At 41.9% G+C, this 13,852-nt stretch carries 12 protein-coding genes; 5 read left to right on the forward strand and 7 right to left on the reverse strand.

Annotated elements, in window-relative coordinates:
* Window positions 1–219: 219 nt before the first annotated feature.
* The 6 genes from ACP7AA_RS00005 to hppD all read right to left on the reverse strand — a co-directional run bounded on the left by ACP7AA_RS00005 (window position 220) and on the right by hppD (window position 7,363).
* Window positions 220–1,884, reverse strand: coding sequence for a DUF6044 family protein (locus ACP7AA_RS00005; protein ID WP_426222272.1), 1,665 nt, complete (start codon window positions 1,882–1,884; stop codon window positions 220–222).
* A gap of 373 nt (window positions 1,885–2,257) precedes the next feature.
* On the reverse strand, window positions 2,258–2,956 hold the full coding sequence (locus ACP7AA_RS00010) for a hypothetical protein (protein WP_144296435.1): 699 nt from the start codon (window positions 2,954–2,956) through the stop codon (window positions 2,258–2,260).
* Window positions 2,957–3,135: 179 nt separating this feature from the next.
* Window positions 3,136–4,560, reverse strand: a complete 1,425-nt coding sequence (gene nhaC, locus ACP7AA_RS00015) for a Na+/H+ antiporter NhaC (protein WP_426222273.1) — start codon at window positions 4,558–4,560, stop codon at window positions 3,136–3,138.
* Window positions 4,561–4,656: 96 nt separating this feature from the next.
* Window positions 4,657–4,998 carry a 4a-hydroxytetrahydrobiopterin dehydratase gene (locus ACP7AA_RS00020; protein WP_296193770.1) on the reverse strand — a complete coding sequence of 114 codons (342 nt, stop codon included), beginning with the start codon at window positions 4,996–4,998 and terminating at the stop codon, window positions 4,657–4,659.
* Between the two features lie 134 nt (window positions 4,999–5,132).
* The gene (gene phhA / locus ACP7AA_RS00025) at window positions 5,133–6,086 is read right to left on the reverse strand and encodes a phenylalanine 4-monooxygenase (protein ID WP_426222274.1); all 954 of its coding nucleotides are present in this window, start codon (window positions 6,084–6,086) and stop codon (window positions 5,133–5,135) included.
* A 164-nt stretch (window positions 6,087–6,250) separates the two neighbouring features.
* On the reverse strand, window positions 6,251–7,363 hold the full coding sequence (hppD, locus tag ACP7AA_RS00030) for a 4-hydroxyphenylpyruvate dioxygenase (protein WP_426222275.1): 1,113 nt from the start codon (window positions 7,361–7,363) through the stop codon (window positions 6,251–6,253).
* Between the two features lie 154 nt (window positions 7,364–7,517).
* Between hppD and ACP7AA_RS00035 the strand changes: the two genes are divergently transcribed.
* The 4 genes from ACP7AA_RS00035 to ACP7AA_RS00050 all read left to right on the forward strand — a co-directional run bounded on the left by ACP7AA_RS00035 (window position 7,518) and on the right by ACP7AA_RS00050 (window position 12,026).
* On the forward strand, window positions 7,518–8,447 hold the full coding sequence (locus ACP7AA_RS00035) for a LysR substrate-binding domain-containing protein (protein WP_426222276.1): 930 nt from the start codon (window positions 7,518–7,520) through the stop codon (window positions 8,445–8,447).
* Window positions 8,448–8,624: 177 nt separating this feature from the next.
* Window positions 8,625–9,821, forward strand: coding sequence for an aromatic amino acid transaminase (locus tag ACP7AA_RS00040; protein ID WP_372829258.1), 1,197 nt, complete (start codon window positions 8,625–8,627; stop codon window positions 9,819–9,821).
* Window positions 9,822–10,028: 207 nt separating this feature from the next.
* A complete protein-coding gene (fahA, locus tag ACP7AA_RS00045) occupies window positions 10,029–11,330 on the forward strand; it encodes a fumarylacetoacetase (protein WP_426222277.1) in 1,302 nt (433 codons plus the stop codon).
* 120 nt (window positions 11,331–11,450) lie between these two features.
* Window positions 11,451–12,026 (forward strand): VOC family protein, encoded by a 576-nt coding sequence (locus tag ACP7AA_RS00050; protein WP_193007454.1) that lies wholly within the window; start codon window positions 11,451–11,453, stop codon window positions 12,024–12,026.
* 67 nt (window positions 12,027–12,093) lie between these two features.
* On the opposite strand, the gene ACP7AA_RS00055 is transcribed toward ACP7AA_RS00050, so the two are convergent.
* Complete coding sequence (locus ACP7AA_RS00055; protein ID WP_426222278.1) at window positions 12,094–12,966, reverse strand: IclR family transcriptional regulator; 873 nt, start codon at window positions 12,964–12,966, stop codon at window positions 12,094–12,096.
* Window positions 12,967–13,193: 227 nt separating this feature from the next.
* Between ACP7AA_RS00055 and maiA the strand changes: the two genes are divergently transcribed.
* Complete coding sequence (maiA, locus tag ACP7AA_RS00060) at window positions 13,194–13,832, forward strand: maleylacetoacetate isomerase (RefSeq protein WP_426222625.1); 639 nt, start codon at window positions 13,194–13,196, stop codon at window positions 13,830–13,832.
* Window positions 13,833–13,852 lie beyond the last annotated feature (20 nt).

Genomic DNA, 13,852 nt, shown 5'->3' on the forward strand with positions numbered 1-13,852 from the left:
TTGACGGCCTCGGCTTTAAATTCGTCACTGTAGCTTCTTACTTTCTTGGTCATGATAAACTCCGATTAATACGCTTAGTTTACCAAGTTTAGGTGTACGGTTTCTTCAGCATAGCTCAGTTTCTTCTCTTCTATAATGTCATGAATTTAGGATCATACTGCTTATTAGCAATAAGCTAATCTTGATTCGCTTTATACTTTTTAATAACCTTCCCTTTTATCATCTTAACTCAAAAACTCTTATTGTGTAGGGAGATGCAGAACTACTATACGTACCCTTAAGGTATAACTCATCATTCATAATTAATGGCTCATTTGATATTACATACTTGATATCCATATCTCTAGCTACCTTAAAATCTATCGGTAGATCAATAGGCTTTGTATTTGGTTTTCTGTGAGGTGGATAATCTGCCTCTTCCGAAAAAATATATGCCCTCCCCCCCCAGTTATCATAATACGATGTATATTTTTCTGATATATCCAACCCAGGTTCGATTAACTCTCTAAACTTGTCTTTATAGCTTTGATAGTAGGCGTTGTGATAACCATCCATAGTATAAAATCCATTGTAAACTAAAATACTTGGGTGAATACCAAAAGCAATAACCTTCTCATTACCTTTGTATTCAAGATCTGTTTTTATAGAGCTAAACAAATCTGTACTATAAAACTCATTATAAGATAGATTGTATTCACATATAGCTAAGTAGTTACACTTTATAGTCTTATAGAAGTCATTACCATATTTTGGATAAACAACGGTAAATAAGACCTGAAGAAATAGCAGTATAAGCACTACTTTTCTATTTTTTTCTATGATATATGTATAGGACAACAGTATTAAAATTAGAAGGTGCCAGAGGAAAGAGTTAAACCAAATAAACCTAGAAAAGTCCCAACCAGCTAGGGGGGTTACAATATCCCAGAAAACATACTGTACGTCTGTTGTTGTATATAATGCATATATGAAGCTATTGAATACTATTGTTAAACCTATTAAGTACACTGCTTTAGGGATAGCCACTCTTTCCTTATACATATAATACATAAGGTATAAAACGAGAGGTATAAATACATATATATAACTAGAAAAGTGGTAATGCCCTTTCAGAAAGGAAGATACGAAAACCGTAATAAAGTTCCCTTCAGAATCAGTAACCATTGTTTTTCTAATAGTATCTTCATTCGATAAAACAATACTCAATATCAACCTGTACTCGACACACAAGTAGCCTACTGATAGTACGCATATCGAGACTAAACTATTCTTCAACTTTCTATCTTTAATGTATAACAAATATGCACAATGAACACTCATGAAGATGAGTATGAACATACCAAATCTTGTTAGTTCAGACAGTATTGGATAGAAAAATATACAGGCCAATATTATTAACTTTTGTTCTCTAATATACTTTATATATAAATAAGCTATTAAGGGTATCGATGCCTGAGCAATATAAAGGTTTTCGTTACCCGATGTCAGGGCAAAAGAAATTGAAATTAAGGCTATATATATCTTAGGAAGATACCTCTCACTAAGTATATAATTAGATAAAGCTACAAATGAAAAATAGCCTATAGTGAACTTTGTTAATATTAATATGCAATGGCCTAGCAAAGTGGGGAATATCATAAAAATTATGTTTACTAGCTGCGTCTCCGGTAAAAGTAATCCGCGAGATATGTCTCCCATATGTGGAATACTTTCATTATTACCTAAAAACCATGCATTATTGTCCGAAAGCAGCTTATACCACCCAAAGTGTTGATCTAGATTATAATGATGCTCAACATATAGGCCATTGAAATTCAAAAAGAAATAAAGAAGCAATGCTAGTATAGATACAGTGTAAGAGATAGATATAGCCTTGTTTTCCATGTCTCTTCCTCTTCAGAATATAACGCGGCTGTTGTTTTGTCTCAATATATATACGCCCTGTATATCTGTATTTAGAACTCAAACTGACACATATCGACTAAAATAGCTTAAGCATCACACGTAACTAAATGTTATAGATTATTGCTATATTAACACGCTTATATATTAACTAAACAGCCGTAATTTTTACCCTCCCTTACTTAATTTCAATTAATAGTATCGACCGCCAGTACCATATACGAAACCCTCGCAATCTATCGATTACGAGGGTTTTTTATTGCTTGCTGTTTAAAATTGGCTGTCCTATCAAAAAAAAGACCACGCTAAATTGGCTTAGCGTGGTCTTTTTTAACAGTGAATAGTGTATTCAATGCTACTCGGCTTCATCTAGCAGCTTATTGACCGCATCTGCCATGTCATCATCTATGATGTTACCTTCTAAATAATCGACTAGCTGATGAATAGTAGTCAGATCCATTTCTCGAATACCCAAACTTGCCAGTTGCTTATTAATAGACGCCAAGCTCTCAGTATCTTCAGGATTATCCAATAACTGCTCATCAAAGCTATCACTGACAAACCAATACATTTTTTCTAACACGCTCTCTCTTCTCGTCAAGGTAGAATAATTATCGCCATGGATAAACAAATTAAAATGATAAGGTATTTCCACCTCATTGATAAAAAAAGTACGCTTACACTCTAGGGTATAGGCTTGTACTTGTTTCTCTTCAGCGCCTTCTGCATCACTTATATCTTCTGCAATCTCTTCTTTTACCAAGCCTTCTAATATTTCGTAACGCCCAACTTTGACTTTGTGATTATAAATAATACAAGCGTCCGCAATCGCATCAAAAATCACCGCACTGACATCTAAGGTATGGTCGTCGATATCATAAAACGCTTTTAAAAAAGGTAAGAACTCTGTGAGCTTGTCTTCTGGCACTTCGGTCAGAAACTGCTGCTCGTAAATGGCAATCATATCTTCAGGTGAATAGGTATTGGCGGTATTGGTCTCATTTCTGCCCGTAGGTTGCAAGGGTATCAGGTTATATGGATTATTGTGGGTCATGCAGGACTGCCTTTTTATTGAGGTAAACGAAAATCTATGTCCTCTATTATCTCTTATTCAGCCACTTTTAGATATATGGTTTAGGCGTTCAAATTAACCAAAAAAAACCACTCTAAGTTGCTTAGAGTGGTTTTTGTGCAACCAATACTATCTCAGTTTATTTTAAAAATGAATGTTCGCTAATTGGCCATTTGTACTTTTGGTTGCTTACGAATGCTAGAGCCATCTTTACAACTGATGGTGATACCTGTGAATCCAAACAGTATCGTAAGCAGCAGCGATAAATAACAGAAAAAGGCATAAGGCAAATATTCAAGTACCGGAACACCTAACGCTTGGCTGATAAATACCCCGCACACGCTCCACGGTACTAATGGATTTATAACCGTGCCCGCGTCTTCGATAGTACGCGATAGGTTTTTGGGGTGTAAATTCAAACGCTCAAAGGTCGGACGAAACGCAGTTCCTGATAATAAAATACTCAAATACTGCTCACCAATCAGCACGTTAATGCTTAAAGCCGCCATCGCCGCGGCAAAAATAGCACGGCCTGAGCTCGTTAGCATATGTCTAATACCTAACAATAATGCTGGCAATATGCCCAATGCACGTAATAAACCGCCCAAACTTAACGCCAATATCACAATAGTCTGGGTAAAGAACATGCTTTGCATACCACCACGTGAAATCATACCTGCCACTTCGCCCAGCTCTAGATTTTCGGCAGGCGTATAACCGGCAAACAGATAGCCGCCCATCTGTCCAATACTTGGCGTACTGTGCAGATAAGTAAGCACTAAAGCGGTCGCAATCGTACAAATGATGGTATAGATGGCATTGACTCGGCATAACGCTAACACCACCAACACGATAAATGGCAACACGGCATAACCATGGACTAAGCCGCTATCGACCAATTGTGATTGCAATAAGGTCACTTGACCCAAATCGCCGGTACCTGTCTGGCCAGAGAAATACCAAAATAGCCCAGCCGTAATGAGCCAAGCCGGTACCGTGGTATACATCATATTGCGGATATGCTCAAACAAATCGATACCGACGACAGAAGAGGCAAGCGTACAAGTATCTGACAAAGGCGACATCTTATCGGCAAAAAAAGCGCCCGAAACCACCGCACCAGCAGCAATAGCAACGTTGGCATCAAAGGCATTACTCATACCAATAAAGGCCACACCAAGTGTCGCGGCTGTGGTCAAACTACTACCTAGAGCGACGCCAATAATAGAAGTCAGAACAAAAGCAGAAATATAATAATACTGCGGTGAGATGAGATCAAAACCATAATACATAATGGTAGGAATAGCGCCCGACATCATCAGCGCGGCGACCAGCAAACCAATAAAAAATAATAAATAAATAGCACCGATACCACTGACAACGCCCGACGACATCTGCTCTTGCATCTTCTCAAAGCTTAGACCTTTATACATACCAAGGCCTAATAAAACAACGATTGCAAGCATCAATGACAGATGCGGTACCCAACCAAAGCCGATCATGGTCACACCCATAATCGCGATGACAACGCTGGCAATAATAAAAGCTACCTTAGGAGATAGCTCGGTAAGTACTTGTGGAGGCATAACACATCCTTATGGTGCCATCATATATATTCTGGCGTTAGGGTTGGTTTTGGGTGGGACAATTTTAATGAGTTGCAATGATTATTGCCAGTCTCATCACTTACCCATTAGGCTATCGGTTTTGGCTGCCATGATAAAATCGTTGCGATGCAGACCTTTAATGCTATGTGACCACCAAGTGACGGTCACTTTGCCCCACTCTACCAAAATACCCGGATGATGCCCTTCTGCTTCCGCAATGTCGGCCAGCTCATTAGCAAATGCCATCGCTGTGACGAAATTTTTGAATTTATATTGACGCTGTAGTTGCTTAATGCCATCGACTTCGATGAGCGACCAATCAGGAATTTGTGTTAATAGCTCGCGTGCTTCTGTGTCATCGACGGTTGGTGCGCCGATACGGCAGGCTTCACAGCTGGCTTGTGATAATGTCGTCATGATAATGTCCTTTTAAGTTAACTATTATTTTTTTAATACTGTTAGGTTTAATACCGTTACGTCCGTGTTAATACTGTTTTTACAGCAGCATGCTTTACTACATTTTTATTTTAACCATACATTTTTTTAATTTATTAAGAGCTTTTTGGCGCATAAGTTGGTTCAAACAAGCCAAGCGACATCGCTTGTTTGACCATGCCCATGATGTCGCTATCGACGATATCGAACAGCGTATCCAAATCATCAATGACATAATAAATCGGCTGAATATGATCAATGCGATAAGGCGTACGCAGTACATCCAGTAAATCAAATGTGCGGTGTTCTGGTTGATTTTGCGGTTGTTGATGCTTAGAGTGATGCTGATTTCCAGACTGATATCGTTTATCGCTACCATTAAGCGCATAAATCGTTTCAGAAGGCGAGCTTAAAATACCGCCGCCATAGATACGACGATTGTCAGGGTGAGTACCTACCAAACCAAACTCGATGGTAAACCAATAAAGCCGTGCTAAAAACCACCTTTCTTCTTTACTGGCATTCAAACCCAGCTTGCCATACGTCTCATTAAAAGCGGCAAACGCAGGATGGGTCAGCAGCGGACAATGGCCAACGATTTCATGGAAAATATCAGGCTCTTCAATATAATCCATGTCTTCGAATCGGCGGATAAAGGTTGCTACCGGAAAGCGTTTATTTGCTAAGAGTTTAAAAAACTTGCCAAAGCTAATAAGTGCAGGAACGGCAGCAGTTTGCCAGCCAGTTGTTGCTTGCAGGATTTGGTCAATGTCATTTAATTGCGGGATATGCGTCGATGGCAGGTTTAGCTTTTCTAAGCCTTCTAGATAAGCGGAGCAAGCTCGATTGGGTATTTGCTTGGCTTGACGTGTAAGCAGCGCCTGCCACATGGCATTTTCATCGGTGCTATAATGAATATGACCCTGACCGTCTGGCTGATGCGAGAGGTAAGGCTGCTTTTTAGCAGGTGAAGCACTATGGCTAGAAGCATCAGCGCCGAGAGCATTAGAAGTAATAGTCTTGGCACTAAGGGCTTGATGGATAGAATGTTGAGCTAGTAGGCGTTCCATGCCTGTGTTCCTTTTATTAGCGTTAGTACATGCGCTTGTCGTCAGTAAATCCTAAATTTAGGTATTTTGGATTTACCATCGAAAGCGGTACTTTGCCGATTAAGGACAAGACAAATTCCTTTTGCCCTGCCCATTTATTATACTTATAAACGATTAAGCTAAAACTATGGCGTTTCAGTTTCTGGCTGACCAATCGCGCCGCGACGGACTTGGTCACGCTCGATTGATTCAAACAAGGCTTTAAAGTTACCTTCACCAAAGCCTTCTTCGTAATCGCCTTTACGCTGGATAAATTCGAAAAATACTGGGCTACCAAGGATGGTTTCAGAGAAAATCTGTAGCAATAAGCGTGGCGTACCGCCTTCTGTGGTACCGTCTAACAAGATACCGCGCATTTGTAGCTCAGCGACATTCTCGCCGTGGTTTGGTAGGCGTTCATCCAGCATTTTATAATAGGTTTCATTTGGCGCTGTCATCAGCGGGATACCCATGTCTCTTAATTTGTCGATGCTAGACAACAAATCATCACTCAATAGTGCGATATGCTGAATACCTTCGCCATTAAATTGCATCAAGTACTCTTCAATTTGCCCGCCGCCCTGCTTTGATTCTTCGTTTAATGGAATACGGATTTTGCCATCAGGCGCGGTCATCGCTTTACTGGTCAGACCGGTGTACTCACCGGTGATATCAAAATAGCGGATTTCGCGGAAGTTAAAGATACGCTCGTAGAAGTCGGCCCAATATGCCATGCGACCACGGTAGACATTATGAGTTAAATGATCGATAACTTTGAAGCCAAAGCCTTTTGGATGCTTGTCGACGCCCGGTAGGTATTCAAAATCGATATCATAAATAGAGTTGCCATCGCTAAAGCGGTCAATGAGATAAATAAGCGAGCCGCCGATACCTTTAATCGCTGGCAAGCGCAGCTCCATGACCCCTGTTGGCACGTCTACTGGCTCAGCGCCATTCTCGATGGCAAGATCATATGCTTGCTGCGCATTTTTTACCCGAAAGCCCATGCTACAAGCGCCGGCGCCATGCTCACCTAAAAAATAGCTGCCATGGCTTTTTGGCTCACGGTTCAAAATAAGGTTGATGTCTCCTTGGCGAAACAAGGCGACATCTTTTGAGCGGTGATTGGCAATATGAGTAAAGCCAAGGTTGCGAAATAGCGTTTCGACAAGCTCAGGCTCAGGTGAGACAAACTCAACGAAATCAAATCCTTGCAAGCCCATTGGGTTATCAAATAAATCTGCCTTTAACTCTGACATTGTCATCATCCTTAATTTCAATTGGTGGTATAAATCACTAAAAATTAGCAAAAAATAAGTTTCATCAATCATTCCTATTGACGTGTGATTTATATTAGATTAGCTTGATTTATAAGACTAATCGTTTTTTTTGATTTATTTATCAGGTTTGCTTATGAATATCAGTATTCGCCAATTGAGCGCTTTTGTCAGTGTTGCCGACAATGGCAGTTTTACCCGTGCCAGCGAGCAGATGCATTTGACCCAATCTGCCGTCAGTGGTTTGATTAAAGAGTTGGAGTCCAGCCTTGGTATCGTGCTATTTGACCGCACCACCCGCCAGCTGTCATTATCCGTCGTTGGTCATCATTTATTGCCGCAAGCGCGGCGTATTTTAAATGAGATGCAGCTATTTGAAAATGAAGCCAGTAGCTTGACAAGTTTGGCACAAGGTCAAGTCAGACTTGCGGTGTCGCAATTTGCTGCCTCCTCCATGCCAGCCGTTATTGCTCAATTTGCTAAAGCATATCCAGACATCAGCGTGTCTTTACTTGATTGCTCAGCAGAAAATGTTTTAGAACATATTCAAAACATCGAGGTAGATTTGGGCGTCGGTACTGAGCGTGGTTTTACGGAGCCTGACGATGACATCAGCGCCGATTTGTTATATCAGCTGCCGTTTTGTGTGGTAATGCCAGATAACCATGCGCTGGCGCAAAAATCAGAAGTCATTTGGCAGGATTTAGTAGACACGCCGCTTATTACCTTACAAGGGCCATTTATCGAGCAAGTCACTGCTGAGCTTGATGAGGAAATCGCCAGTCATATTCAGCAGGCGCGCTATAAAGTCAACTTTATGTCCACCGCCCTTGAGATGACCCGCCAAGGTTTTGGCATTACCTTGTGCTTGCCTTATATGCCAGAGGTGATAGATTGGGTAAGCGCCAATGGTTTGCAAATGCGTCCATTGGCACAGCCGGTTAAAATGCGCCGATTCTTTATTTATCAACGCTCGTCACGCGCTTTATCGCCTGCCAGCATTGCTTTTAAGCAATTTTTGCAAACTTACTTTGCCAGCCACTTTGATGATTTGCAGCGTGTTTAAGGGCAACTCAAGAACTTATTACTTCAATTTAGCAAAGGCTGAAATCTGTCCAAAAACTTGCTAATAAACAAAAAAATGCGTTAATTAATCAGTATCGATGAATCTAACATTGAGTTAATCGCCAAACTGGTTTATGCTTTTTAACGCCTTAACTCATCTCCCTTGTAAGGAAAAAAAATGTTTGAACGTATCGATTATTATGCCGGTGACCCGATTTTAGGATTGATGGACAAATTTGCCGCTGACACCAATCCAGATAAAGTCAATTTGGGTGTTGGCGTTTATTATGATGAGGATGGCAAATTGCCTGTCCTTGAGTGTGTCAAAACGGCGGAGCAGCGCATTGCTGATCCTATCTCTCCTCGTCCGTACTTGCCAATGGCAGGCTTACCCGGCCACCGTAAAGGTTGTCAGGAATTGCTATTTGGTAAAGACGCGCAAATCTTACAAGACGGTTTGGTTGCGACCATCGCCACAATCGGCGGTTCTGGTGCGTTAAAAGTAGGCGCAGAATTTATCCATGAATGGTTCCCCCAGTCTAAATGCTATGTCAGCGACCCAACGTGGGGCAACCACATTGCTATCTTTGAAGGCTCGGATGTCGAAGTCGGTAAATATCCGTACTACGACAAAGCGACCAGCAGCATCAAATTTGATGAGATGATTGCTTTTTTTGAGACTTTAAATAAAGATGACGTCATCTTATTGCACCCTTGCTGCCATAACCCAACCGGTATGGACTTGACTCGTGAGCAGTGGGATACCGTCCTAAACGTCATTCAAGCGCGTGAGCTGATTCCATTTATGGACATCGCTTACCAAGGCTTTGGCGAAGATATGGACAGCGATGCTTACGCAATTCGTAAAGCCGTCGATATGGGTCTGCCACTGTTTGTCAGCAACTCATTCTCTAAAAACTTATCGCTATATGGCGAGCGTGTCGGCGGTCTATCTGTCGTTTGCCCAACAGTAGACGAAACTGAGCGCGTTTTTGGTCAGCTAAATGCAACCGTACGTCGCATCTACTCAAGCCCACCATCACATGGCGGTCGTGTGGTCGATATTGTCATGAACGACGAAGCGCTACATGAGCAATGGGTTGGCGAAGTTTATGCGATGCGTGACCGTATTAAAGCCATGCGCTTAAAGCTCAAATCAGTATTGGAAGAGAAAATCTCTGATCGTAACTTCGATTACTTAACTGAGCAAAACGGCATGTTTAGCTTTACGGGCCTAACGCCTGAACAGGTTGAACAACTCCAAAGCAAGTTTGGTATCTACATGGTATCGAACTCGCGTATGTGTGTTGCCGGCTTGAACAGCAGTAATATCGATTATGTTGCCAATGCCATGGTCGACGTCTTAAAAGACTAATCATCTAACGCGATTTCATAAAAATCATGTGAATAAAAAGGCTGAGTTATTGCTCAGCCTTTTTTTATGCCTGATGTTCTCTTATTCTCTTATTCTCTAAAAAACACTGTACAAAAAACCTTGCAATCTGTTTGGCTATAAATTACATTATACGTAAGTAGTTAATTATAACGTAATTCAATATGCGCTTTAGCAAGGAGCTCCCCCATGTCAACGATTGACAAAAACCTCACCTCATTTATCGATATCGCCACTGATTCTGACTTTTCTATTCATAACCTACCTTATGGCATTTTTAGCGAAACCAAAGACGCTGCTGGTAATAACAACCGTCGCGCTGGCGTTGCTATCGGTGAGCACGTTTTAGACTTATCGGTACTCGAAGCAGAAGGGTTGTTAAGTTTGGCTGGCGGCCCATATTTTGATCAGCCAACCCTAAACGCCTTTATTGATTCTGGTCGCGAAAACTGGACCAAGGCGCGCACAACCATTCAAATGCTATTGTCTGCTGATAATGATACCTTGCGCGACAATGCAGACTTGCAGCAAAAAGCCCTGTTTAAGCAAGCAGACGTCACCATGCATCTGCCGGTGCAAGTGCCCGGTTTTACCGACTTTTATTCTTCTAAAGAGCATGCGACCAACGTTGGCACTATGTTCCGCGACCCAAATAACGCCCTACTGCCTAACTGGACTGAAATGCCAGTCGGTTACAACGGACGCGCCAGCACCGTTATCGTTAGTGGCACCGATGTGATACGCCCATCGGGTCAGCTAAAACCCAATGCTGATGAGCGTCCTATTTTCTCGCCTTGTAAGCGTTTGGATTTTGAACTTGAAACCGCCTTTGTCGTCGGTCGTGGCAATAATATCGGTCAACCAATTGCGGTCGATGAAGCCGCGGATCATATTTTTGGCATGGTACTACTTAATGATTGGTCAGCCCGCGATATTCAAAAATGGGAATACGTACCTTTAGGTCCCTTTAATGCCAAAACCTTTGCTTCTGAAGTGTCTCCTTGGATTGTGACCATGGATGCTTTAGCACCCTTCAAAACCTCATGCCCAACGCAAGAGCCAAAACCACTGGCTTATCTCAATGAAAAAGCCTCTGATAGCAGCTTTGATATCACTCTATCGGTCGAGTTATTGCCTGAAAATGCAGACGAAGCAACGGTGGTTTGTGAGACCAACTTTAAATATATGTATTGGTCAATGGCGCAGCAGCTGACCCACCACACCATCACGGGTTGTAAAGTAGAAGTTGGTGACATGATGGGCTCAGGGACGATTTCAGGACCGACGCCAGATTCTTATGGCTCGATGTTAGAGATTGCTTGGAATGCGACCAAACCTGTCACTTTAAAAGGCGGCGAGACACGCAGCTTTATCGAAGATGGCGATACCGTGATTATGAAAGGCTATAGCGAAAAAGACGGCATTCGTGTTGGCTTTGGTGAAGTACGCGGTAAGGTCTTACCTGCGCTCACATTCGATTTTGACAAATAGTATAGAAAGAAAAGATATGAAAACAATGGTTTTGAGCTGCCAAGCAACCATCGACTTATAGTCAACCGGTACTGGCAGTCTCTAGCTACTGATTGCATTCCCTATCAAAAGGAGTTTGATATGAGTTTTAAAATTGAAAAAATCCATCATGTAGCCTATCGTTGCAAGGATGCTAAAGAAACCGTTGAATGGTATAAAAAATATCTCAATATGGATTTCATTTTAGCATTTGCTGAAGACCATGTACCTTCGACCAAAGCCTTTGACCCTTATATGCATGTGTTTTTAGATGCCGGCAATGGCAATGTCTTGGCGTTTTTTGAAGTGCCCAATCAACCGGAAATGGGCTTTGACCCCAATACGCCAAACTGGGTACAACACTTAGCCATGAAAGTAAAAGACCGTGATGCGTTAATGGCCGCAAAAAAGCATTTAGAAGCAAATGGTATTGACGTGGTCGGCGTGACCAATCACGGTATCTTCCATTCTATCTATTTCTTTGATCCTAATGGCCATCGTATGGAGCTCACCTACGATGATATTACCTCAGAAGAAAAGGTCTCGATGATTACGGAAGAGATGAAATATGAGATGTTAGAAGAATGGTCGCGTACCAAGCGTGCACCCGCTCATACTCAGTTTTTACATGCAGAGGAACTGGCGCAAGCACGAGAAGTCGCGCCTGCAGGTGAGTAATAGCGTTAATTTATTGGATGGTTAAATTTTACTTTATCAGGTAGCTAAGTTAAGTAGCGAGTCTTGGCTACCCTATTTGATAACGCTGCGCGATTGCTAGTATTTGCTCAACCACGTTATGTTGCTCACTCATCGGCAACTGCTCGGTAGTACCAATGATAGTAATGGCATATTCTAATGGCAAATTATCAAAAGATGATTGGTTATTAGCAGATAGCTTGTCATTGGCAGCGGACTGAATAGGAGCAGTGTTGGCTGATTGAGGCACAATCACTGGAATGGTAATGGCATTAATCCCCATCAGCATATCGCCAGTGACCGTAGCATAGCCTTGGGTACGAATCTTGGCTTGCATCTGGTTAAAGTGCTGCCACTTTTCTGCGATGACTGCTTTATCTTCTATACGCCATTCAGCCTTCACCAATGGCTCGATAACGGCATCTGGCTGATAGCTGGCAAATAATTGCCCTGTCGCCGACGTTGTTAGCGGCATACGTGAACCGATACGAGTGATGATGCTGATAGGGCTGTCTGGCTCGACCGATTGAATGATAATCGGACCTTCGCTAAACCATTTGGCAATTTGCACGCCGCAGTGTAGCGTGTCTTTAATCTCATTGGCGATATGCGTCAATCGCTCCAAGATATTGTTTTGATTAAACCCAGTCTGCCCCAATGCTGCCAGTGCATTAACGCGCACGCCAAGTCCATAACGACCATCACTCAGCTGCCGCGCATAATTTTTGCGAATGAGACTGACCAAATAACGATGACACTTAGCCGGATTCATTTGCACATTTTGCGCAATATCCTTTAGCATCATAGGCTCGTTGTGATTGATTAGAACGTCTAATACTGACAATCCAATTTCAAGTGACTGCACGCCACCTTGGTTTTTATTGCTAGTAGGATTGTCTGTCAGGTTTTCAGATGCGGGCATGTTTTGCTCAATCAGTGGTTTGTTCAATTGATGGTTTGCTCTATTAGTTATCTACGCTATTAATGTGTTATTTATGGAAATCTTATAACAGTAATACTTATAACAGTAATACTTATAACAATACGACTTAACATTACTTATTTGGATTATATAACATAAGCATGGTATCAATAATTATAACCACTTATGACACAAACAACCTACCATTATAAAGGGAATTGATAATGATGAAGTTATATAGTTACTTTCGTAGCGGAACATCGCATCGTACTCGTATCGCGATGAACCTTAAAGGTTTAGCGTATGAGTATATCGCGGTTAACTTGGCAAAAGATCAGCAGCTTGAGTCAGCGTTCAAAGCCATTAACCCACAAGGATTGGTGCCTGTATTGCAAGCAGATGATTTGCTGCTATTTCAAAGTCCGGCTATTTTAGAGTGGTTAGAAGAGGTTTATCCTGAGACGCCGCTATTACCTCAAGACGCTGCCGGTCGTATGCAGGTACGTGCGCTAAGCGCCATGATTGGCTGTGATATCCATCCTATTAACAATCGCCGTATTTTGCAGTATCTGCGCAATGAGCTATCAGTAGACGAAGATGAAGTCATAAAATGGTGTAATCGCTGGATAAGTGAGGGTTTTGCAGCGCTAGAAAAACGCTTAGCGCAAGATAAAGCTCGTGGGAAATTTTGCTATGGCGATAGCCCTACTTTTGCAGATTGCTATTTGATTCCGCAAGTCTCGTCGGCACGGCGCTTTAAAGTAGATTTAGATGCTTATCCCAATATCGCCGAGATTGACGCACATTGTCGCACGCTAAAAGCCTTTTCTGACGCCGATCCCATGGCTCAACCTGATGCAACCTAATACACTAAGCGCTTATTGTT

Origin of the sequence: Psychrobacter sp. DWR1-2-3, from assembly GCF_049896465.1 — a bacterium.
In the GTDB taxonomy this organism is placed as follows: Bacteria; Pseudomonadota; Gammaproteobacteria; order Pseudomonadales; family Moraxellaceae; genus Psychrobacter; species Psychrobacter maritimus.

What these genes read in the sequence shown, in the direction of transcription:
- ACP7AA_RS00005 (WP_426222272.1), bottom strand. Translation starts at nt 1,884, where the DNA reads ATGGAAAACAAGGCTATATCTATCTCTTACACTGTATCTATACTAGCA.
- ACP7AA_RS00010 (WP_144296435.1), bottom strand. Translation starts at nt 2,956, where the DNA reads ATGACCCACAATAATCCATATAACCTGATACCCTTGCAACCTACGGGC.
- nhaC (WP_426222273.1), bottom strand. Translation starts at nt 4,560, where the DNA reads ATGCCTCCACAAGTACTTACCGAGCTATCTCCTAAGGTAGCTTTTATT.
- ACP7AA_RS00020 (WP_296193770.1), bottom strand. Translation starts at nt 4,998, where the DNA reads ATGACGACATTATCACAAGCCAGCTGTGAAGCCTGCCGTATCGGCGCA.
- phhA (WP_426222274.1), bottom strand. Translation starts at nt 6,086, where the DNA reads ATGGAACGCCTACTAGCTCAACATTCTATCCATCAAGCCCTTAGTGCC.
- hppD (WP_426222275.1), bottom strand. Translation starts at nt 7,363, where the DNA reads ATGTCAGAGTTAAAGGCAGATTTATTTGATAACCCAATGGGCTTGCAA.
- ACP7AA_RS00035 (WP_426222276.1), top strand. Translation starts at nt 7,518, where the DNA reads ATGAATATCAGTATTCGCCAATTGAGCGCTTTTGTCAGTGTTGCCGAC.
- ACP7AA_RS00040 (WP_372829258.1), top strand. Translation starts at nt 8,625, where the DNA reads ATGTTTGAACGTATCGATTATTATGCCGGTGACCCGATTTTAGGATTG.
- fahA (WP_426222277.1), top strand. Translation starts at nt 10,029, where the DNA reads ATGTCAACGATTGACAAAAACCTCACCTCATTTATCGATATCGCCACT.
- ACP7AA_RS00050 (WP_193007454.1), top strand. Translation starts at nt 11,451, where the DNA reads ATGAGTTTTAAAATTGAAAAAATCCATCATGTAGCCTATCGTTGCAAG.
- ACP7AA_RS00055 (WP_426222278.1), bottom strand. Translation starts at nt 12,966, where the DNA reads ATGCCCGCATCTGAAAACCTGACAGACAATCCTACTAGCAATAAAAAC.
- maiA (WP_426222625.1), top strand. Translation starts at nt 13,194, where the DNA reads ATGAAGTTATATAGTTACTTTCGTAGCGGAACATCGCATCGTACTCGT.